The organism is Embleya sp. NPDC005971 (assembly GCF_040629175.1).
Classification (GTDB): domain Bacteria; phylum Actinomycetota; class Actinomycetes; order Streptomycetales; family Streptomycetaceae; genus Embleya.
In genome coordinates, this window is the sequence record NZ_JBEXUX010000077.1 from 1 (window position 1) to 22,026 (window position 22,026).

Genomic DNA, 22,026 nt, shown 5'->3' on the forward strand with positions numbered 1-22,026 from the left:
GTAGCGGGTGTCGGGTGCGCCGCCGGTGGGGGCGATCACGTTGGCGGCGAGCCTGGTGCCGCCGTCGCCGGGGATGTCGACGAAGCGCAGGGACGCCGGTCTCAGCCCGTCGCCTCGGCGACCCGGTCGGCGAGCGCCGCCAGTTCGTCCCGGCCGATCAGGCCGCCGGCGAAGTCGGCGACCACCTCCAGCGGGACGTTGTGCGCGGCCCGCCGCAACGTCGCGTCGTCCGCCAGCCGGCTGGTGAGGCCGGCGTTGGATCGGGCCAGTCGTTCCAGCAGCAGCGGGCCGCCGATCGGGTGGGCCAGCCACTCGCCCAGGGTGCTGCGCACGTCCAGTTCGGCGGTGTCCGCGTCGGCGGCGACGGCCAGTTCGGCGGACAGTCGCACGTCCCGCGAGGATGCGGCGGCCTCGATCCGGTAGGTACCGCCCTCGATCCGCCAACACCGGTCGCGCACGCTGAAGTAGGCCAGGTCGGCGCGGGGGAACTCGATCGTCACCTCGCGGCTCTCGCCCGGCCGGAGGCGGACCGAGGCGAACCCGCGCAGTTCGCGGATCGGGCGTTCCACCGGCGAGCCGGAGGGCGCCGCGGAGTAGATCTGTACCACCTCGCGGCCGGCCCGTTCGCCGGTGTTGGCGACGGTCACCCGGACCACGATCCCGGCGCCGTCGTCGACGCCGGCCACGCTCAGCTCGCGATAGGCGAAGGTGGTGTACGACAGGCCGTGTCCGAACGGGAAGGCGACCTCGACGCGGGCCGCGTCGTAGCCCCGGTAGCCGACGAACACCCCCTCGCCGTACCGCACGTGGCCCTCCGCGCCGGGGAAGGTCAGGAAGCTGGGGGAGTCCTCCAGGCGCAGCGGGATGGTCTCGGCGAGCTTGCCGGAGGGATTGACCGCGCCGAAGAGCACCCGAGCCAGGGCGCCGCCGCCGGCCTGGCCGAGCAGGAAACCCTCGACGAGCGCGGGCACCCGATCGTGCCAGGGCGCGGTGCGCACGATGCCGCCGTTGGAGAGCACCACCGCCACGCGCGGGTTGACCGCCAGGACCCGGTGGAGCAGGGCGAGTTGGTCGGCGGGCAGGTCGATGTGGTCGCGGTCGAAGCCCTCGGACTCGTCCTGTTGGGCGAGGCCGAGGAAGAGCACGACGGTGTCGCTCGCGGCGGCCAGGCGCACCGCCCGGTCGGCCACCTCGGTCGGGTCGGCGTCGGGTTCGGGGCCGTCGGCGAGTGGATAGCCGGGGGCGAACTCGACGTGGGCGCCGTCGGCGAGTTCGCGGATGTGGTCGAGCGGGATGTCCACCCGGGTGGGGGTGACCTGGGAGCTGCCGCCGCCCTGGAAGCGCGGGGTGCGGGCGAGTTCGCCGATCACCGCCACGGTGCCCGAGCCGGGGTCCAGGGGCAGCAGCGGACCCTCGTTGCGCAGCAGCACGATGCTGTGGTCGGCGACCTCGCCGGCGAGACGGTGGTGTTCGTCGTACGGCGCGGTCGAGCCGTCGCCGGCGGGCCGCGCGGCCCGGTGGGCGAAGTGCACGAGCCGTTCGACGGCCCGGTCGAGCACGGCCTCGTCGAGTTCGCCGGCGGTGACCGCGGCGACCACTTCGCGGTCGGTCCGGCCGCCGGTCGGCGGCATCTCCAGGTCGAGTCCGGCGCGCAGCGCGGCGACCCGGTTGCGCACGGCGCCCCAGTCGGACATCACCAGACCCTCGAAGCCCCACTCGGTGCGCAGGATGTCGGTGAGCAGCCGGGTGTTCTCGGACAGGGGCACGCCGTTGACGCCGTTGTACGCGCACATCACCGCCCACGGCTTGTCGCGGCGCACGATGCGTTCGAAGGCGCGCAGGTAGATCTCGCGCAGCGGACGTTCGTCGATGTCCGCGCTGACCCGCATGCGGTCGGTTTCCTGGTTGTTGGCCGCGTAGTGCTTGAGCGTCGCGCCGGTGCCGTTCTCCTGGAGGCCGCGGATCACCGCGCCGCCGAATTCGGCGGAGTGGGTCGGATCCTCCGCGAAGTACTCGAAGTTGCGCCCGCACAGCGGCGAACGCTTGATGTTGATGCCGGGGCCGAGCAGGACGCCGATGCCGTGTGCGGCGGCCTCGGCGGCGAGTGCGGCGCCGACGCGGTGCGCGAGGTCCGGGTCCCAACTGCTGCCCAGCGCGACGGCGGGCGGGAAGCACGTGGCGGGGGTGGCGGGGCGCAGGTCGAGTTGCCCGGGCTCGTGGTCGGGGTGCTGTAGGCGCAGCCCGTGCGGGCCGTCGGACATGGTGACCGACGGGATGCCCGCGTGTTCGATCGGCTTGGTGGTCATCTGGCCCAGGCCGCTGGTCAACGCGGCCTTGTCGGTCAGGGTGAGGTCGTGCGCGGCCATGGCGACTCCGATCGGTGGGTCCCTGGGTGGCTCGGGCTGCTGCCCGCCACGAAAGCCGGCCGGCGATCGGTAAAAACCATATGGTGATCGGTTTTGATGGTCAAGGGTGCCCGACATCGCCGAGGGGGAGCCGATCACCGGGCACGGGCCGGGCCACCGGGACCGGGCCGCCCGCGCGGCCCGGTCCCGGGCGGGCTATTCGACGGTGCGGATGGCGCCGGACGGGCACAGCCGGCCGGCCTGGCGGGCGCCGCGGTGCAGCGCGGCGGCCGGATCGGGGGTCAGGACGGTGACCAGGCCGTCGTCGTCCTGGTCGAAGACCTCGGGGGCGGTCAGTGCGCACAGGCCGGCGCCGACGCACACGGTGCGGTCGGCGCTGACGTGCAGGCCGGTCGCCTTCGCGTCGCTCACCAGGTGACCGGGAGTTCGTTGACGCCCTGGATCGTGGTGCCCGGGCGCAGCGTCAGTTGTTCGATCGGAACGGCCGTACGCAGGGTCGGAATGCGCTCGAACAGGGCGGTGAGGATGATCTCCAGTTCCAGGCGGGCCAGGTTCTGCCCCAGGCACTGGTGCACGCCGTAGCCGAAGGCGATGTGCTGGTGGGCCGAGCGGCGCACGTCGAAGGTGTCCGGGTCCTCGAACACCGAACCGTCGCGGTTGGCGATGGAGTTGGTGACGACCACCCCTTCACCGGCCCGGATGAGCTGACCGTCGATCTCGATGTCGGCCGTGGCGAACCGGCCGCCCGCGAGGTCGGCGATGGCCAGGTAGCGCAGCAATTCCTCGACGGCGCCCGGCACGAGCGTGGGATCGGCGCGCAACGCGGCGTGTTGATCGGGGTGTTCGAGGAGGGTGATCACGCTGAGCGAGGTCATCGACGCGGTGGTCTCGTGACCGGCGACGAGCAGCAGGATCGCGGTCGAGATCAGCTCCTCCCGCTCGATCGCGCCGGTCGCGAGCTGTTCGGTGACCAGGGTGGACACCAGGCCCGGCCCGGGTTTCGCCTCGAAGGTGGTGACCAGTTCGTCCAGGTAGCGTTCGAGCCGGTCGCGTGCGGCGAGGGCGTCCGCGCCGTCGGTGGCCTGGAGCAGTCGCCGGCTCGCGTCCTGGAAGAAGTCGTGGTCCGCGTAGGGGACGCCGAGCAGTCGACAGATCACCATCGAGGGCACCGGCAGGGCGAACAACTCGACCAGGTCGGCGGGCGGGCCCGCGGCCAACAGGTCGTCGATCGCGCCGTGCACGATGCGCTCGACGTCCGGGCGCATGCCCTTGATCCGCCGGACGGTGAACTCGGCGATGGTCATCCGCCGCCGGGGGCCGTGCTCGGGCGGGTCCAGGCTGATGAATCCCGGGTGCCGGTCGCTCAGCGCGCGTAAGCGGGGCGAGGTCGCCGGGAAGTGGGGGTGGGTGCGGTCGGAGGACAGGCGTGGGTCGGCCAGCAACCTGCGGGCCGTCTCGTGCCGGGTCACCACCCAGACCGGACGGCCGTCGTACAGGGTCACCCGCTGCAACGAACCCGGTTGGTCGCGCAGCCTGTTGTAGGAGTCGGGGAGTCGGTAGGGGCAGGTTCGGTTGCTCGGGTAGGTGGGAGCCTGTCCGGTTCGAAAGGTCGCAGCGGTCTCGTTCATCGATCCCCTCGCAGCCATCGCATGGATTGGGCATGGTTGGGCATGATCGGATTCGCCGATCGCATAGAGAACGAATGGTTCTCTGCTTGGGAGGCTAGGCTCCTCGATCAGGGAACGCAACGGTCTCTCCATGACTCAAGGGAGTCGAACTGTCACCCAAAGTCGGTCGGATCGCGGTCGAAGCGGCAATCGACCACCGCAAGGGGCCGCGTCGGCGCGGCGAGGAACTGGAGTCGGCCATCCTGACCGCGACCCTGGCGGAGCTGGTCGAGGTGGGCTACCCGGCCCTGACCATGGAGCGGGTGGCCGCGCGCGCCCGCACCGGCAAGGCCACGCTGTACCGCCGCTGGTCCGGTCGGGCCGAACTGGTCGTCGACGCGCTCAAGTTGCCCGGTGTGTCGGACGTCGACCCGCCCGACACCGGGGCGTTGCGCAGCGACATGATCACGCTCCTGGAGCGCATCTCCGCCAAACTGGCCGGTCCGCTCGGCGAGATCCTGCGCGGCCTGCTCGCCGAGACGGGTCGCGACGCCGAACTCGCCCGGCTGATCCACGCCCGCTTCCACACCGCCGGCCCCTCGTCGGTCCGGGCCATCCTGGAACGGGCGGTCGAGCGTGGCGAGATCGAGCCCACGATGCCGACCTCGCGCCGCGCCACGGTGGCGACCGACCTGCTGCGCAACGAGATCCTGCTGTTCGGGGCACCCGTCGACGACGCCGTCATCCGCGACATCGTGGACGACGTCTACCTGCCGCTGCTCCTGCGCCCGGCGCCGGGACACGGCCCCACGCGGTAGCAACACCCTCACCGCCGCGGGAGGTTGCGTCGTGCGCTTATTCCCCGGAGGGAATTGTTCGGGTCGCGCGGCGGTCGCAGGATTGCTTTCACGGCCCGCCGCGACGGGTGAGCCGGTCATCGTCGGAAGCAGGCACGAGGGCACGCGACCGCGCCTCGTCGAGGAGTACGGGAGTAACCACCATGTCGGACACCACCACCACGACCCCGAGCACCGCCGAGGTCATCGCCCGGTTCAACGACGCGTTCACCACCCACGACCCGGCACTGCTGGTCGGTCTGGTCGCCGACGACTGCGTGATGGTGAGCGTGCAACCGGCCCCCGAGGGCACCCGCTACCAGGGCCTGGACGCATGCCTGGGGTTCTGGCAGGACCTGGCGGCGGACGCCGGTACCGACTTCGAGCCGCAGGACGTGTACGTGTTCGGGGATCGCGCGGTGATCAAGTGGCACGTGTCCTTCGGGGCCGGCCCGGTCAACGAGGTCTTCGGCGACGCACACGCGGACACCGCGTGGGTGGCGGGCGTCAACCTGATGCAGATCCGCGACGGACGCATCGTCGAGGCCCTGGGCTACAGCAAGTCCCCGTGACACGTGCACTGCGGGCACAATGCGCTCATGACCACCGTGACGCGCTACCTGACCCCGGCCGAGACGGCGGAACGATCCGGCTTCAGCCTGGACACCCTGCGCTACTACGAACGCATCGGCCTGCTCTCCGACGTGGACCGGGCGCCCAGCGGCCACCGCCGCTTCACCGAGGACGACCTGCAATGGCTCGGCATCCTGCGCTGCCTGCGCGACACCGGCATGCCGATCGCGGACATGCGGCGCTACGCCGAACTGGCGCGCACGGGGGACAAGGAGTCGCTGGCCGAGCGGATAGCCCTGCTGGAACAGCACGACACCGCCGTCGAGCGACAGATCGCGCTGTTGCGCACCCAGCAGGGACACCTGCGGGGCAAGATCGACTGGTACCGCTCCATCCTCCCGGACTGATCAGCGAGGCCGCACACCTGCCGCCGACCGTCACCGCCGACCATGGGACGACACTGCTGGAGTACCGGCGCGCCCGTGGGCGACACACGTCCGGGACTGGTACGCCGGGCTGCGGATCAAGAAGTTTCCCGAGGATCTGCGCGTGTTCGAGCACGTGTTGTGGTCCGCCCGCGTGCAGGTGGTGGTGGAACCGGGCACCCATCTGGGCGGCTCGGCCCTGTGGTTCCGCGACCGGTTGCGTACCCAGGCCGGCTACGGGCGCGTCCCCGAGGCGATCCGGGTGATCTCGGTGGACCTCGACCAGGACCGCGCCGCCGGGCTGCTCCGGGCCGCCGATCCGGCCTTCGACCGGGAGATCACCCTGGTGGCCGGCGACGTCACCGACCCGGGGCTCGCCGACCGCGTCGCGGACCTGGTCCCGCCCGGTGCACGTTGCCTGGTGGTGGAGGACACCCTGCACGAATACGCCACGACCATCGCCGCGCTGCGCAACTTCGCGCATCTGGTCCCGACGGGCGGGTTCTTCGTCGTCGAGGACGGCATCGTCGACGACCCGGACCTGTGCCCGCAGGGCATGCCGGGCGGCGTGTTGCCCGCCGTCGCCGACTGGCCGGCCGGCGAACAGGGCAGCGCCTTCACCACTCGGCGCGACCTGGAACTCCACGGCGTCACCAGCCACCCGCACGGGTGGCTGCAACGGACCGCGCACGCCTGCTGATCCGCCGCGGCGCCCCCGCTGCCGGTTGCCGGCCGGGTGCGCGCGGCGCGGCGGGCACGAACGGCATACCGCGACGGGTGGAGTCGGCGCGGGGTATACCGCCGGGGTTCGATCCGGTTGTCATCCGAGGGGGGAATGTCGAGCCGGCGCCGGTTCCCTAACGTTGTGCTCGGCCGGGCGGCGTCGAAGGACGCCGGGCGGTGGCGCGGGGTGGTCGACGGGAGACGGAAGCGCGGTGCGTGCGGTAGGACGTGGACGCGGCGCGGGGTACGGGGGCTCGGGCGACGGGGGTTCGGTGCGGACCACCGGGATCCGTCCCGCCTTCCGTCGACCGTCGCCGGCCCGGCGTGAACGAGCCGGGCAGAAACGAACGGGTACCGCCCACCGGGCGGCGGAGCCGGAGGCCCAGTGTTCGGCGACAGGCCGCGCGGCTCGCGCCGGGAACGGCCCGGGCGTGGCCACGTCCGGGCGCTGATCCGGCGCCCGGCCCCGGGGGTGGTCGACGCGATCCTGGCGGTGGCGATGGCCGCCGGGGGGTGCGTGGCCGGGCAGCAGTTCCACCCCGACGGATGGGCGCGCTTCGACGCGACCGCGTACCTGCTGACCTGCGCCCTGGTGTTGCCACTCGCGCTGCGCCGGCGCGCTCCGGTACCGGTGCTGATCGCCTCCGGGTCGATCTACGTGGTGTACCTGGCCGCCGGCTACCAACCTTCGTTGAACTTCTGGGCGCCGGTGATCGCCCTGGTGACCGTGGCCGGCCTGCGGCCGCCGCGGAGCGCCGCCATGGGGGCCGGGTTCGTCGCCGTCGTGGTCGCCTACAGCGGGGTGCGGGGCAGGTTGGGGCTCGCGCTGGTGCTCGCCCAGGCCGTGCTCGTCCCGATGTTCGCGCTGGTGATCGGCGACGCCATCCGCAGACTCGCGCAGCGCAATCGACAACTGATCCTGCTGACCGCACGATTGGAACGCGAACAGGAGGAACGCGCCCGGCGGGCGATCGTCGACGAACGGGTCCGGATCGCCCGGGAGTTGCACGACGTGGTGGCACATCACATGTCGGTGATCACCGTGCAGGTGGGCCTGGCCTCGTACGTCTTCGACTCCGATCCCCGCGCGGCGCGTGCCGCGCTGGACGTGATCGGGGAGGTCGGGCGGGACGCGTTGGACGAGATGCGCCGGTTGTTGTCGCTGCTTCGGGTCGACTTCGACGAGGACGGCGGGGGCGCGGACCGGCGGGCCGACGGCGTCGACGGCGCCGCCGATCCGATGCCCGGGCTGGACCGACTCGCCGATCTGGCCGAGCGCATGGGCACGGTCGGGGTCACCGTCGCGCTGACCACCGAGGGCGTGCCGAGGCACCTGGCCCCCGGCCTCGAACTGTGCGTCTATCGCATCGTCCAGGAGGCGTTGACCAATGTGGTCAAGCACGCCGGGACGCCCCGCGCCGACGTCCGGATACGGCACCTGTCCGACCGGCTCTGCGTCAGCATCGCCAACGACGACGCGCGCGCCGACGCACCCCGACCGCAGGCCGGCCCGGGCACCGGCCACGGCCTGATCGGCATGCGGGAACGAGCCAAGATCCTCGGCGGCACGCTCACCGCCGGCCCATGCCCGGACGGCGGCTTCCGCGTGCACCTGACCCTGCCCCTGAGCACGTCGCCACCGCCGCCGGGCGGCTAGGATCCCCGATTTCCCCCGGCGGCGACCGTCGTGGGGTCAGACCCGGACCGCGGTGCCCGGGAGGGCGTCGAGGCACAGGACGCCGTCCTGCACCACGGGTACACCGCCGACCAGGACATGGGCGTAGCCGGTGGACGGGCGCGTGCTGTGCTCGTAGGTGGCCTGGTCGGTGACGGTGTCCGGGTCGAAGACGATCAGGTCCGCGTCGCAGCCGGCCTGCACCCGCCCCTTGCGCCGCATCGAGGGCACGCTGTCCTGGAGGATGCGCGCGGGCCCGAAGCTGCTGCGCGCGACCGCGTCCATCAGGGTCAGCGCGCCCTGTTCGCGCACGTAGCGGCGCAGCACCTTCGAGAAGGTACCCGAGGTGCGGGGGTGGGTCATCGCGCTCGGCGGCAGCGGCCAGGCCATCGGGTCGGCCGGCCCGTTCGTCCAGGTCAACGGCATCGCGTCGGAGCCGACCACGCTGTCCGGATGCAGCAGGGCCCGGTCCACGAACGCGCGATCGTGCGGGTCGGTCTCGTCCAGGAAGTGCACGACGGCCAGGCCGCCCGGGTCCTTGGCGCGCAACTCGCGCAACCGCGCGGCATCGGCCGGGCGTTCGCCGGTGGGGGCGTAGACGATGTCGGAGGGCTTGATGTCGGCCCAGCCGAGGTTCTCGGGGGCGAGGAAGGCCGCGCCGATGGCCGTCATCCCGGCGCCGTAGGGGTAGACCTCGGTGGAGACCCGGCCGCCTTCGGCGCGTACGTCGTCCATCAGCCGCATCACCCGGTCGCTGTGCCGCAGCGACGTGGACTGCACGTGGCAGTAGTGCGCGTGCACACCGGTCTCGGCCGCCGCGCGGGCGATCTCCTCGGCGCCGTCGACGAGGGTGTGCTCGTCCTGCTCGACCAGGTTGCGGGCGTGCGTGTACGTCGGGCGGCCCGCATCCGCGGCCAACCGCGAGACCGCCAGGTATTCCTCGGGCTTGACCCGAGGCGCGTAGCCGACCACGATCCCGATCCCGAGCGCCCCGGCGGCGAGGTCCCGGCGCAGCAGTTCGAGCAGTTCGTCCACCTGGCGGTCGTCCGCCTCGCGCTGCCACGCGGTCGTGCCGAGCTGGGCGAGCGCGACGCCCATGCCACCACCGTGCGGAAGCCCGCCGACGGCCGTCATCCGGGCCTGACACCAGGACGCGGAGAAGCCGTAGTTGAGTGGCCGGCCCTCGGCGCCCGCCTGCCGATAGCCCTCGTCGACCGGCGACAGGCCGGCTTCCAGGTCGAGCGCGGTGGTGACCCCGTCCAGGGCCTGGAGCCGGTGGCCGGCCACGTCGTGCGAATGGCTGTGCATGTCGATGAAGCCCGGGGCCACCACCAGACCTCGCGCGTCCAGCGTGCGCAGGCCGGTCAGTGGCTCCCGGGAGACGGCGCTGATCGCGCCGGCGGTCACGCCCACGTCGGCGATCGCGTCGAACCCGGTTTCCGGATCGAGCACGCGACCGCCCCGCAGTACGAGGTCGTGGGTCCCGGACGGCACAGCGGCTGATGGCGTCATGACACGAGAGCGTAGGCACTGCGATGCCGCGGCGGATCCGTCCGGGCGACCGAAATCCCGGGCGCGTCTTCGTGTACTCCGACCAGCACATCGCGAGCGGGATCGCGATAGCGCGCGAGTGGGACCGGTCGTGGCGGGCCGGCTACCGCGCCGCGTCCAGTCGGGCGCGCTGGTCCGGGGACAGTTCCAGGTCCACCGCGGCCAGGTTCTCCGCCAACTGCTCGACCGAGGAGGCGCCGGCGAGCGGGACGATCGGCAACGGGCCGCCCGACTGCCAGGCCAGCACCACCTGGTTCACCGTGGCCCCGGTCTCCTTCGCCACCTCGCGCAGCACCGCCAACCGCGCGGGTGTGCCCGGGTGGTCGTAGTCCGGCGGCAGCGGCTTGTCCGCGCGCTCGTAGGCACCGCCCAACAGCGGCGAGTAGGCGACCAGGGTCAGCTCCGGCTCGGCCCGCAGGTAGCCGAGCAGGTCGGGGCCCGCGTGCCCGAGGCTGCCGTCCGGGAACAGCGCGTCGGGCATGTCGTAGCGGGGCCGCAGGTGGCTGTGCTGGTACTGCAACACCTCGTAGCCGGGCACCCCGGCCGCCGCCGCCAGCGCGCGGGCCCGCTCCACCCGCCACATCGCGTGGTTGCTCACGCCCAGCAGCCCGACCGTGCCCTCCAGGACCAACTCGCCGAAACCCTCGACGGTTTCGCGCAGCGGCACGGTCCGGTCCTCGATGTGCGCGTAGAGCAGGTCGAGCCGATCCACGCCCAGTCGTTCGCGGCTGCGCTCGGCCGCCTCGCGGATCACCTTCGCGGACAGGCCCTCGGGGTTGTCGAGGAAGCCGGTGCCCGGTGCCAGTGGGGCGGCGCCGAGCTTGGTGGCGATCACGATCTCGTCGCCGACGCCGCGGCTGCGCCGCCAGCGCCCGAGCAGCGCCTCGCTCTGGCCGCCGACGCCGCCGTCCTCCCAGAACGCGTAGTTGTCGGAGGTGTCGATGAAGGTGCCACCGGCCTCGACGTAGTGGTCCAACACCGCGAAGGAGGTCCGCTCGTCGGTCCGGGTGCCGAAGAGCATCGCACCGAGCGCGAGCACGCTCACCTCGCGCCGGGTGCTCGGATCGCTGCCTATGGTGCGGTACTTCATGGGTTTTTCCTCCCGTTCCGGGGCCCGTCGTCTCGGGCCCGGAACGGGAGTCAACTACCTGGAGCGCACTCCAGGTCAACCCACGACGGCGAAACGCGCGGCGCCGGTGCGCCGGCCGCGCGCTTCGCGTCGTCGTACGGGCCTCCTTCGGTCGGTCGTCGGATTCGTCGGTCGGCACGCGTCGGGGAGGTCAGCTCACGCGGAAGCCGTGCTGCCGGCCGAGGCGGGTCAGCGAGCTCTGGCCCGGGATGCCGTCGGCGTCGGTGCCGGAGAAGCCCAGCCGGCGCTGGTAGGCGGCGTACGCCCGGATCGTCGCGGTGCCGTAGGACCCGTCGACCAGGCCGGACGCGAGCAACCCCTCGGCCTGGAGCGCCTGTTCGACCAGCAGTACGTCGGTGCGATGCGCCGCGGCGCCCTGTGCCGCAGGCGGGTCGAGCCGGGCCGAGTCGATCACGTTCGCGAGGGCGACCGAGGGTCTCCCGGTGCTCGGCGCGCCGCCGCGCGGATCGTGCGGATCCGCGGTGGGTGGGCATCCGTCCGGAAAACGGGGCGCGAGATAGCCGGTCACCCGCGGATCGGTGCGGCGGAACGTGTGCGAGTACACGCCATTGCCCTGGCCCGCGTCGCCACCGGTCGGGATGGTGTTGCCGCCCTTCGTGTAGACGTGCACGTCGTCGAAGCGCACCACGATCTCGGTGTGCGCCCCGTTGCCGAAGTCGACCCATGCGCCCCAACTCGGGTACTCCGACCACTGATTGCGAGCCCGCGCCCAGTCGGCGAACGCGGACACGTTGTCCACCTTGGGCACCAGGTGGGCGAGACCGACGTCGTTGTACATGCACCAGTCGAAGATGACGCACCACGGGACGCCGTCCTCGCCGAATTCTCGGCCCCACTTGGTGTGATTGTCGTACCCGTCCTGGGCGTCCCAGCCCTCGTAGACACCCTCGGGGACGGCTTGCAGATGTGCGATCAGGTCGTCCCATGTAGCCATGGACGCCCCCCATTTCACGTTTCACGCCGGGCGGAACGTATACACGACGGCCGAGACGGGAGGCCCCGTTCCGGTGGGCCCGGCCGCACCTCGGGCGCACCCCGCGACCGGCACGAGGCGCACAATGACGTCGATTCGGTCATACCCTGTGACCTGCGATGTGTACCACGAGTGTATGTTCGATGACGATCAGTAGTCGGATCATCGTATGATCACACCGGCCGTTGTCGAAGGGTTCCCGAATTCCTCCCAGGAATATGGGATTTCGCGGGTCCCGAGGTCGGCGCGAGGATGGCCGCAGCGCGTTTCGCGACCGGTGGACCGCGCGGCTCGCCCGCGGGGGGTGCCGAGCGTGCGGCCGAAGGGGGAGTACGCCGCGCCGCCGGCAGGCGACGGAGGCGAGGGCGGACGCGAACGCCGATGACGCGCGCGGTCGGTGCAGGTGCGCTGGGGCCACCGAACCACCCGATCCGCGCCGCTCGGCCCGCGCCCGCTCTCGCCTTCGCGGTGCGTCGTGCCCGGCCTACAGTCCCGAGCAGCCGGGGCCGGCAGCCCCGGTGCTCACGCGCCGGGTGCGGGCCAAGGAGCCTGCCAGGGCCAGGGGATCGCGGTCTCCAGTTGTGCCGCGAGTTGCAGGAGTACGGCTTCGGCGCCCATCCGGCCGCCGATCTGCACGCCGACCGGCAGGCCGGCCGGGTCGAATCCGGCCGGGACGCTCGCGGCGGGGAGGCCGCAGATGTTGAAGACCTGGGTATAGGTGACGGTGGCCGGTGCGTTGCGGATCATCGATGCCGGATCGGCCGTGTCCAGGACGCCCAGGCGGGGCACCGGGACGGCGACCGTGGGGCACAGCCAGATGTCGAACTCCGCGAAGAAAGGGGCTATTTGGCGGCCGGTCCGCTCGGCGGTGCGCAGCGCGCGGTGCAGGTCCACGGCGGTGCTGCCGGCCAGGCGGTCGTGCAGGAAGCGGGTGAACGGCTCCACGTCGTCCTCGGCCAGGTCCCGACCCAGCACGGTGAGGCGGTCCTGGATCTGCGCGGCGACCGAGGCGGCCATCACCACGCCCGCCGCCCGGGACGCGGCGGCGGCATCCCAGGCGGGCGCGGCCTCCTCGACGTGGTGTCCCAGGTCGGCCAGGACGCCGGCGACCCGGGCCACCGCGTCGACCGCGGTGGGGTGGTCGGCCGCGCTGCCGGGGGTCACGCCGATCCGGAGCCGGCCGGGTGGGGTGCGCAGGGCGGCCAGGAACGATCCCTCGCTCGGCGGGGGCAGTTCCGGGTGGGCGTCCCCCCACCTGGGTCCGGCCACCGCGTCCAGGAGCGCGGCGCTGTCCCGGACGGTCCTGGTCACCGCGTGGTTGGCCGCGAACGGATATGCGAGCGCGCCCTCCCCTTGGTCGTCGGGGACCCGCCCTCGGGACGGCTTGAGGCCGAACAGGCCGCAGTAGGAGGCCGGGATGCGGGTCGAGCCGCCGCCGTCGTTGGCGTGCGCGACCGGCAGGATGCCGGCGGCGACCGCGGCTGCGGATCCGCCGGACGAGCCGCCCGCCGAGTGCGAGGTGCGCCAGGGGTTGCGGGTGGGGCCGTGCAGGCGCGGTTCGGTGCTGGAATTCTTGCCGAATTCCGAGGTGTTCGTCTTGCCGATCAGGACCAGGCCGGCACGCCGGTAGCGGGTGGCCAACTCGCCGTCCCGCTCGGCGATCGCGTCGGCGAACAGGCGTGAACCGTTGGTGGTGGCCAGGCCCGCGATATCGCAGCCGATGTCCTTGAGCGCGAACGGCACGCCGCGCAGGGGGCCGTCGGGCAGGCCGCGGTCGATCTCCCGACGTGCCTGGTCGAGGCGCGTCGACACGACGGCGTTCACGACCGGGTTGCGCGTGGCGACGCGCGCCGCCACCGCGTCCAGGAGCTCGTGCGGGGAGAGGTGGCCGGTCCGGACCAGGTCGGCCAGGCCGACCGCGTCGTGTCGGTCCAGGAGTTCGTCGGTGTCCATTCGGGCCCCTGTGAATTCGGAGAATTGCGTCCCGGAGAAGTTAACTAGCGCGAGTTAAATTGACAAGATGCAAAGCGTGGGGAATTGATTCATCAGGCTTCGGCGGATCGGTCGGGGCCGGTCCCGGGTGTCGCCGGGGCGCAGGGACGTCGGGGCGCAGGGACACGTCGGGTCGCCGGGGCGGCGGGTTACCGCGAGGGAACGGGGGCGGGCTACCCGGCCTCGCGCCCATCCTCCCGCACCTCGTCGTGCGCCTCGCCCCGCACCTCGTCACTCACCGGGGCGGTCACCGCCGCGACCCCGACGTCGATCAGGTTGGCGACGAATCGGGGGTGGGACAGCGGGAAGTCGCCCGGTGCGCGCCCCTCGGCCAGCGCCCGGGCCCGCGCTCCCGAGGCGCGCGCGACGAACGCCGCGACCAGCAGATCGCGTTCGCGTCGCACGTCCGCCGGGATCCCCGGGCAACGACGGGCCAACTCGCGGTGCGCCTCGTCCGCGCCGCCGCGCCGCGACAACTCCCGTACTTCGGCGGTGGACCACACCTGGTTGGTCACCTCGGCATGGATCCGCAGGTGCGCCCGGTCCCGCCAGTTGCCGATCAACAGGTCGGCGATCGGCCGTACCAAAGCCTCGATCACGGGCCGCACGGCGGTCGGCGATTCGGTCATCGCGGCCGAGAGCAGGGCCAGGCGCCGTTCCCGGATCCGCTCGACATGATCGTCGAGGATCACCCGCAGGATCCCGTCCAGGTTGCCGAAGTGGTACACCAGCGCCGCCGTGTTCCGCTGACCCGCCGCGCGCCCGATCTCGGCCCGGGAGACCGCACCGACGCCGCGCTCGGCGAACAACAGGGTGGCCGCGTCGATCAGCTTCCGCCGCGTCGGCTCCGGATCAGGCGCCACAACCCACTCCCCACCGGTCACCGAGGCACCCACGCCCGGGTCGACGAACCACCACGGCGCCCCGCCAGGACCCCGAGGCGCCCCACACGATATCGACCCACCGACCCACCCGACGCCCGCACCCGACGCCGGCAGCCGACGACCGCTTCGGGGTCAGCCCGCCCAGGCGGGTTCGCTCGGCGGCAGGGGTACGTCGGCGACGACGCGGAAGCCCCCTTCGGGGCGGTGCCCGGCCTCCAGGGTGCCGCCGTGCAGGGCCACCCGCTCGCGCATGCCCATCAGGCCGTAGCCGCTGCCGCTGATACCGCTCGGCGGCGCCGAGCCGCCCACACCGTCGTCGAGCACCTCCAGCACCACCCGATCGGCCAGATGCCGCACCCGGACCGACGCCCGCGCGGCCCCCGAGTGTTTGCGCGTGTTGGTGAGCGCCTCCTGCACGATCCGGTACAGGGTCAGCCCGGTCGCGGGCGACAACGCCTGCCGCTCGCCGAACTCCTCGTACTCGATCGGCAGGCCGGCCGCGCGCGACTCGGTGATCAGCCGGTGGATCTCGGGCATCCCCGGCTGCGGCTCCGAGGGCGCCTCCTCGGGGTTCTCGGTGCTGCGCAGTACGCCGAGCAACTGGCGCATCTCGCCCAGCGCGGTGCGCCCGGACGCCTCCAGCGTGAACAGCGCCTCGCGGGCCGTTTCGGGATCGCGCTCCAGGGTCGCCCGGGCGCCTCCCGACATCAGGTACATCGTGGTGATGTGGTGCGCCACGATGTCGTGCAACTCCCGGGCGATCCGCCGCCGTTCCTCGGTCACCGCCCGGTCCGCGCGCAACTGCCGGTTGATGGCCAGTTGTTGCTGCCACTTGGCGGTGCCGATGCCGACCGTGACCACCAGGACGGCGCCGCCCAGGCCGGACGCGATCGACTGGCTCAACGGCTCGCCGGTGGCGGGCAGCGCCCGCAACAGCTGGGCCGCCACCGCCTGGCCGGCGGCGAGGCCGATGTCGAGAGGTGGGCGAAACCGGGCCACGGTGTACAGCGCGATCATCAGCGCACATCCGAAGCTGTGCGTGGCCATGTCGGTAGCCAGGACGAAGACCGCCTGGATCAGCGCCACGGCGGTCAACACCTGCATCGGATACCGGTGTCGCGCGAGCAGGGCCACGGCACCCACGATCGCCGATCCGAACCCGATCACCGCCGTGGCCGCGCCGGCGGAGCCGGCCCCGGAGGTCGTGACGAAGGCGAGCGAATCGAGGGCGACGGAGGCGATCACGAGCATCAGGTCGTTGCGGTACGCGAAAGGGTTCGCGAACCTGCGCCGCACTCGTGCGTGCGTCCCCGCGCCTCGGCTCGCGGTGATGACCCTGCCGGGTAGTGCCGAGGCCGCCGGCGGGTGGTCGGACCCCATTCTCGGGTCTCCTTAGCTGATGGTCGGTGGTGGTGGTCGAGTGGTCGAGTGGTCGAGTGGTCGGTGGTCCGGGCATGGAGCCCCCTTCTCCATTCCATCGGGTCCGGCGGCTGCGGCACACCACCGCAGTGACGATCTCGACCCCGGACCCGAGTCCTGCTTCACGGCGATCTCGGGACCGGGGTACCGGTCCGGCGCGTCCCCGGGCCGGCGGGCATCCGGGTCCGGCTGTGCATGATCGAGAGTCGGTCGGGAAGTCTGAATATCCGGATTTTTCGCCGGGGTACGATCCCCCGCATCCCGCCCGATCCGATCCCGCAGGCGTCCTCGGTGTGCCAACCCCGGGGCCGGGTCGCGGGTGTCGAGCCGCCGGGCGATCCCGTCAAACCGTTGCATCCGGAGGGACATCATGGACACTCGTCGCCGGCTGACCGAGGCATTCGACACCTGGTCCGCGTGGGCCGACGCGCGGGCCGGCGACGGAGACCGTTTCGAACCGCACCTGGTGGACCTGGCGGCGCGGCTGCGTGGCGGGCGGCCGTCGCCGGTCCGGACCGGGGATCCGGTCGAGCCGCCGCATCGGGCCGCGCTGATCGGCCGGCTCGCAGCCACGCTCGTCGAGGCCGGGGAGGGGATCGGCGACGGCGATCCGGGCGCGGCCTCGCCGGCGGAGGAGGTCGTCGCCGAACTGGCGGCGATGTTCGGCCTGCCCTGCGCGTACGGCCGGCTGACCTCGGGCGGTGCCATGGCCAACCTGGAGGCGCTCCGGCTGGCCCGCGAGGCCCACCCCGAACGCGGCATCGCACACGGCACGGACGGCTACCCCGCACACGAACGCAGGTGCGATGTGCTGCGCGTGCCGGCGTACCCGGTCCGCACCGACACGGCCGGTCGGATCGACGTCGACGCGCTCGCGACGCTATTGGCCAAGGAACCCGTCGGCACGCTCGTGGTCGGCGCCGGCACCGCCACGCTCGGCGCGGTCGACCCGATCGCCGACATCCTGGCGCTGTGCCGCGAGCACGACGTGCGAGTACACGTGGACGCCACCCACGGCGGGTTCTTCACCCTGGTGGTCGACGCGGACGAACTGCGCGACACCCCCACCGCCCGGCACCTTCGCGCGATCGCCGACTGCGACTCGGTGGCCGTGGACCCGCACCGACGGGGGCTGCACCCGCACGCGTGCGGCGTACTGCTGGTCCGCACCGGCGACCGCCCACATGGGGGCACCCACCCGGGTGAATCCGGCCTCGATCAGGCTCCTTCCGACGTCACCGCGGCGGCCCTGTGGCTGACCCTGCGCGCCCTGCCGCCGACCCCCGACGGCCTGGGCCGGCTGCTCGCGGGCAGACTGCGCGACACCCGCCGCTGGCGCGACCTGATCGACGGCGAGCCGGAGCTGATGCTGTATCAGGAACCGGAACTGGACATCCTGACCTACCTGGCCCTGTCCGGCGAACCCCGTCCGCGGCTGTCCTCCGTCGCGACCGCCAGCCGGCACATCGTGCACACCGACCCGGCGGATGCCGAACACCCCGTCCACCTGAGCATGCTGCACGTGCGCGTCCTGGACTTCCTGGGCCGACACCCGCGCGCGGTCGCCGACCGCAACGACACCCACATCCTGCGCAGCGCCCTGCTGGGCGCGGACTGCGCCGGCCACGTCGACCCGGCCCACCACCGGATCGCCACCCTGGCCGACACCGCACCCCGCCGGCCCGCGGCTCCGGACCGGCGGGCACGACGCACGCCCCTCGAAACACCGGCCTGACCTCGGCCCCGCCCCGCCTGCGACGGCGGGCGCGGAGGACCCACGGCGACCCGCCGGCGAGGTCGGCCGGCCCCTCGGCGCAGGGGCGGGACGCGGGCGAGGGGCGGCGCGGAACGGGAGCCGGATCGTGCCGGCTCCCGGGGCTCAGGCGTTGCGGGTCGGCACGTCCGGCGTGTTCGTGGCCGGGCCCCAACTGGCAAGCAGGCGCAGGTTTTCCGCCGTGGGGGAGCCCGGTCGGGCGTGGTACATGGTCAGGGATTGTTCCGAGTCGTCGGGTAGACGCAGTGATTCGAAGGACAGGTCCAGGTCGCCGACCAGCGGGTGGTGCAGGCGGATCGCGCCGTGGTGTTGTTCCCGGATGTCGTGCCTGGCCCACAGACTGCGGAACTCCCGGCTCTTGACCGAGAGTTCGCCAACAAGGGCGGAGAGGCGCGGGTCGTCCGGATGGCAACCCGCGTCCAGCCGCAGGGCGCCGACGATGTCGGCGGCCTTGGCCTCCCAGTCGACGAACAAGGCGCGCTGGTCCGGGCGCAGGAACACCAGCCGGGCCCAGTTGCGTTCCCGGGCCGGCAGCCGGTCCCAGTCGCCGAACAGCGCCGCCGCCATCGGGTTCCAGGCCAGGATGTCCGACCGCTGCCCGGTCACGTACGCCGGCACCCCGTCCAGGGCGGCCAGCAATCCCCGGAGTGCGCCCCGCACTTGCCGCTGCGGCGGGGGTTCGGTGCGCCTGCGGCGTTGACACCGGATCAGGTGGTCGAGGTACTCCGCCTCGGCGTCGGTCAACCGCAGGGCCCGGGCGACGGCGTCGAGGACCTCCTCGGACACGTTGTGGCCCCGGCCCTGTTCGAGCCGGGTGAGGTAGGCGACCGACACACCGGCCAACCGGGCCAGTTCCTCGCGGCGCAGTCCCGGCACGCGCCGATGCCGCCCGGCCGAGTCGGCCAGGCCGACGTCCTCCGGACGCAGCCGGGCTCGCCGATTGCGCAGGAACTCGCTCAGTTCGGCGCGCGGATCGATCGGCTCGCCGCCGATTTCCGCCGCTCGTGTCACCTCCGCCGCTGCCTCCGCCTCCGTCGCCTGCGCTGCTGCTTCGGCCCGATCGTTCATGCCGCCCATTATCCGCAGTGCCGACTCCCACGAGGGCGGTCGAGCCTGACCCTGGCGGTGGTAGGACCACCGGTCGTAAGCCGAACAGGGGTCTGGGTGCCCCGGCCGCGCTGCGGCAGGCTCGGGGCACCCCCCGGTCGAGTCCTCCTCGGTCGAGTCGTCGGCGGGGCAACCGATCACGACCCGGGAGATCGCCATGAACACCGATGCCGTCCTGGCCGTACCGACCGACGCCGACCGGGCGCCGTCCACCGCGCCCTCTCCCCTGCTCGACCCGTACCACGGCCCCGCCCTGCGGCTGCCCAACCGCGTGGCGATGGCGCCGATGACCCGCTCCCGGGCCGACGACGCCACCGGCGTTCCGACGGCGATGATGGCCGAGTACTACACCCAGCGGGCCGCCGCCGGCCTGATCGTGAGCGAAGGAATCTGGCCGCATCGCCTCGGCAAGGGCGGGCCCGGCGTCCCCGGCCTGACCGATGCCGCCCAGGTCGAGGGCTGGCGCCGGGTCACCGGAGCCGTGCACGGCGCGGGCGGTCGGATCTTCGCCCAGCTCTGGCACGTGGGCCGGGTCAGCCACCCCGACCTCCTCGACGGCGAGCGGCCCGTTGCGCCGTCCGCCGTCGCCGTCGCGCACGGCGTCATCCACACCGCCGCCGGCCCGAAGGACTACGTCCGGCCCCGGCGGATGTTGCCGGGCGAGGTCGTCGAGACGATCGAGGCGCACGCGGCGGCGGCCCGCAACGCCGTGGACGCCGGCTTCGACGGGGTGGAGATCAACGCCGCCTACGGCTATCTGCCGGCCCAGTTCCTCTCCGACAGCGCCAACCTGCGCACCGACGCCTACGCCGACCGGATCCGCTTCGTGGTCGACCTGGTCGAGGCCGTCGCCGCCGCGATCGGGCCGGGACGCACCGCGCTGCGCATCTCGCCGGACAACCGGCTGCACGACATCGTCGAGGCCGACCCGGCCCGGCGCTACCACCGATTGGCGGCCGCGCTGGACCGGATGGGCCTGGCCTACCTGCACGTGGTGCAGTCCGGGGAGTATCCGGCGCTGGAGGATCTGCGTCCGCGCTGGCGGGGCATGTTGGTGGGCAGCTACGACGGCCCCGAGCCCGGCGACCGCGAGCAGGCCGAACGGGCGCTCCGCAGCGGCCTCGCCGACGTCTACGCCTTCGGCCGGCTGTTCCTGGCCAACCCGGACCTGCCACAACGCATCGCCACCGACGCCAAACTCGCGACACCACGCGCGAGCGGGCTGTATGGGGGCGGGGCGGAGGGGTATTTGGACTATCCGGCGCTGACGGTTGGGTAGGTCCGGGTGGGCGGACTCGGTTGGGCGGACCCTCGGGGTTGGGCGGACCCCCGGGTGAGCGGACCAGGTTGGGCGGACCCTCGGTTGGGCGGACTCGGGTGTGCGGACTCGGGTGTGCGGACCCTCGATTGGGCGGACCAGGTTGGGCGGACCCGGTCGGGCCCGAGGGCGATGCGGCCCGGGCGGTTCGGTTGGGTTCGCCGGGGGCCTTTCCGGGTGGGGCGGGTGCTTTGTGGGCGGCGGTCGCGTCTTGGTGGGGTTGGGCGCGGGTGGCTCAGTGCTAAACGGTCGGCGTGGATCGGCGGAGGTGGTCCTGGTCCCGGGGTCACCGGCGGCCGGGAGCCCTGAGCTCTCCGGCGAGATGTGGGTGTTGCTCGGCGGGAAAGGCGCCGGCAACGGCGGAGCGGGTGGGCGCTTTCGTCGGGTCCGCCGGGGGACCTTTGCGAGTGGGTCGGGTGTTTGTGGCCTGCGGTTGCGTTTGGGTCGGCAGCGGGTGGCTCAGTGCTAAACGGTCGGCGTGGATTGGCGGAGGTTGGCCCGGTCCCACGGTCACCGGCGGTCAGGAGCCCTGGACTCCCCGGCGAGGCGCGGGCGTTGCTCGCCGGAAAGGCGCTGGCAACGGCGCGGAGAGAGGGCGGCCCGGCGAGGTTCGCCGGGGAGCCTTCCCGGGTGGGTCGGGCGTTTGCGGCCGGCGGTCGCGCTTTGGTCGGCGGCGGGTGGCTTTGTGCTAAACGGTCGGCGTGGGCTGGTGGAGATCGACCTGGTCCCACGGTCATCGGCGGCCGGGAGCCCTGGACTCCCCGGCGAGACGCGGGCGTTGCTCGCCGGGAAAGGCGCCGGCAACGGCGGAGCGGGAGGGCGGCCCGGTCAGGTCCGCCGGGGAGCCTTGCCGAGTGGGCCGGGCGTTCGCGACCGGCGGTCGCATTTTGGTTGGGTTGGGCGCGGGTGGCTTTGTGCTAAACGGTCGGCGTGGATTGGCGGAGATCGGCCTGGTCCCACGGTCACCGGTGGCCGGGAGCCTTGGGCTCCCCGGCGAGACCCGGGTGTTGCTCGGCGGGAAAGGCGCTGGCAACGGCGGAGCGGGTGGGTGCTTTCGTCGGGTCCGCCGGGGAGCCTTTCCGAGTGGGTCGGGCCGTTTCGGCAGGCGTTTCGGGGTGGGTGCGCGGGTGGAAGGGCTGCCGGTGGGTTGGGCGGGTCTCGATCCGGATCGTGGGGCGACTTCGGGCTCGCTGTTTCGCGCTGACCTGCGGTTTTGTGGGAGCGGTCGGCGAGGGTGGGTGCCGTGGGCCGGTTCGTGCACTCCGGTGGCGGGTTTCGCGTGGGTCATGGCTCTCGGTGGGCGTTTCGGGTCGGCGCGGCCGGCCGGAGAGCCACCCGTGAGCCCTGAAGGGTTACGACCCGGATCCCGAGACGGTTTCCCGCACCCGGGGTTCCACTGACCTGCGGTTTTGTGGGACCGGCCGGCGGGGGTGCGTGCCGCAGGCGGGGTTGCGCACTCTGGTGGCGGGTTTCGCGTGGGTCATGGCTCTCGGTTGGCGTTTGGGGCCGGGGCTGCCGGGCGGAGAGCCGTCCGTGAGCCCTGAAGGGTCACGATCCGGATCCCGAGACGGTTTCCCGCACCCGGGGTTCCACTGACCTGCGGTTTTGTGGGACCGGCCGGCGGGGGTGCGTGCCGCAGGCGGGGTTGCGCAC

General features: G+C 72.7%; 17 protein-coding genes. 7 read left to right on the forward strand and 10 right to left on the reverse strand.

The features are described from left to right. Positions 1–101 precede the first annotated feature (101 nt). The 3 genes from ABZ374_RS40980 to ABZ374_RS40990 form a co-directional block, all read right to left on the reverse strand. Positions 102–2,366, reverse strand: coding sequence for a glycoside hydrolase family 3 C-terminal domain-containing protein (locus tag ABZ374_RS40980; protein WP_360322157.1), 2,265 nt, complete (start codon positions 2,364–2,366; stop codon positions 102–104). A gap of 195 nt (positions 2,367–2,561) precedes the next feature. Then, entirely contained in the window at positions 2,562–2,753 is a 192-nt protein-coding gene (locus ABZ374_RS40985) for a ferredoxin (RefSeq protein WP_360322253.1), read from the reverse strand. 20 nt (positions 2,754–2,773) lie between these two features. Then, the gene (locus ABZ374_RS40990; RefSeq protein ID WP_360322160.1) at positions 2,774–3,994 is read right to left on the reverse strand and encodes a cytochrome P450; all 1,221 of its coding nucleotides are present in this window, start codon (positions 3,992–3,994) and stop codon (positions 2,774–2,776) included. 242 nt (positions 3,995–4,236) lie between these two features. On the opposite strand from ABZ374_RS40990, the gene ABZ374_RS40995 reads away from it, so the two are divergent. From ABZ374_RS40995 to ABZ374_RS41015, 5 genes are all read left to right on the forward strand, one after another. After that, complete coding sequence (locus ABZ374_RS40995) at positions 4,237–4,791, forward strand: TetR/AcrR family transcriptional regulator (RefSeq protein ID WP_360322256.1); 555 nt, start codon at positions 4,237–4,239, stop codon at positions 4,789–4,791. A 182-nt stretch (positions 4,792–4,973) separates the two neighbouring features. Continuing rightward, positions 4,974–5,381: a nuclear transport factor 2 family protein gene (locus ABZ374_RS41000; protein WP_360322163.1), complete on the forward strand. Its 408-nt coding sequence runs from the start codon at positions 4,974–4,976 to the stop codon at positions 5,379–5,381. 27 nt (positions 5,382–5,408) lie between these two features. Next, positions 5,409–5,789, forward strand: a complete 381-nt coding sequence (locus ABZ374_RS41005) for a MerR family transcriptional regulator (RefSeq protein WP_360322166.1) — start codon at positions 5,409–5,411, stop codon at positions 5,787–5,789. 109 nt (positions 5,790–5,898) lie between these two features. Further along, positions 5,899–6,507, forward strand: coding sequence for a CmcI family methyltransferase (locus ABZ374_RS41010; protein ID WP_360322259.1), 609 nt, complete (start codon positions 5,899–5,901; stop codon positions 6,505–6,507). Between the two features lie 408 nt (positions 6,508–6,915). Beyond that, positions 6,916–8,187: a sensor histidine kinase gene (locus ABZ374_RS41015; protein WP_360322169.1), complete on the forward strand. Its 1,272-nt coding sequence runs from the start codon at positions 6,916–6,918 to the stop codon at positions 8,185–8,187. Positions 8,188–8,223: 36 nt separating this feature from the next. Here ABZ374_RS41015 and ABZ374_RS41020 read toward each other — a convergent pair whose 3' ends face one another. The 6 genes from ABZ374_RS41020 to ABZ374_RS41045 all read right to left on the reverse strand — a co-directional run bounded on the left by ABZ374_RS41020 (position 8,224) and on the right by ABZ374_RS41045 (position 16,135). Beyond that, a complete protein-coding gene (locus ABZ374_RS41020; protein WP_360322172.1) occupies positions 8,224–9,717 on the reverse strand; it encodes an amidohydrolase family protein in 1,494 nt (497 codons plus the stop codon). 142 nt (positions 9,718–9,859) lie between these two features. Next, positions 9,860–10,846, reverse strand: coding sequence for an aldo/keto reductase (locus ABZ374_RS41025; protein ID WP_360322175.1), 987 nt, complete (start codon positions 10,844–10,846; stop codon positions 9,860–9,862). Positions 10,847–11,036: 190 nt separating this feature from the next. Continuing rightward, positions 11,037–11,840 carry a peptidoglycan-binding protein gene (locus tag ABZ374_RS41030; protein ID WP_360322178.1) on the reverse strand — a complete coding sequence of 268 codons (804 nt, stop codon included), beginning with the start codon at positions 11,838–11,840 and terminating at the stop codon, positions 11,037–11,039. A 561-nt stretch (positions 11,841–12,401) separates the two neighbouring features. Continuing rightward, positions 12,402–13,832 (reverse strand): amidase, encoded by a 1,431-nt coding sequence (locus ABZ374_RS41035; protein ID WP_360322181.1) that lies wholly within the window; start codon positions 13,830–13,832, stop codon positions 12,402–12,404. A 212-nt stretch (positions 13,833–14,044) separates the two neighbouring features. Beyond that, positions 14,045–14,734: a TetR family transcriptional regulator gene (locus tag ABZ374_RS41040; RefSeq protein WP_360322184.1), complete on the reverse strand. Its 690-nt coding sequence runs from the start codon at positions 14,732–14,734 to the stop codon at positions 14,045–14,047. A gap of 153 nt (positions 14,735–14,887) precedes the next feature. After that, complete coding sequence (locus ABZ374_RS41045; RefSeq protein WP_360322187.1) at positions 14,888–16,135, reverse strand: sensor histidine kinase; 1,248 nt, start codon at positions 16,133–16,135, stop codon at positions 14,888–14,890. Between the two features lie 409 nt (positions 16,136–16,544). Between ABZ374_RS41045 and ABZ374_RS41050 the strand changes: the two genes are divergently transcribed. Further along, positions 16,545–17,909, forward strand: coding sequence for an aminotransferase class I/II-fold pyridoxal phosphate-dependent enzyme (locus ABZ374_RS41050; RefSeq protein ID WP_360322190.1), 1,365 nt, complete (start codon positions 16,545–16,547; stop codon positions 17,907–17,909). 144 nt (positions 17,910–18,053) lie between these two features. On the opposite strand, the gene ABZ374_RS41055 is transcribed toward ABZ374_RS41050, so the two are convergent. Further along, a complete protein-coding gene (locus ABZ374_RS41055; protein WP_360322193.1) occupies positions 18,054–19,025 on the reverse strand; it encodes a helix-turn-helix transcriptional regulator in 972 nt (323 codons plus the stop codon). A gap of 187 nt (positions 19,026–19,212) precedes the next feature. On the opposite strand from ABZ374_RS41055, the gene ABZ374_RS41060 reads away from it, so the two are divergent. Further along, a complete protein-coding gene (locus ABZ374_RS41060; protein WP_360322196.1) occupies positions 19,213–20,334 on the forward strand; it encodes an alkene reductase in 1,122 nt (373 codons plus the stop codon). Positions 20,335–22,026: the final 1,692 nt, after the last annotated feature.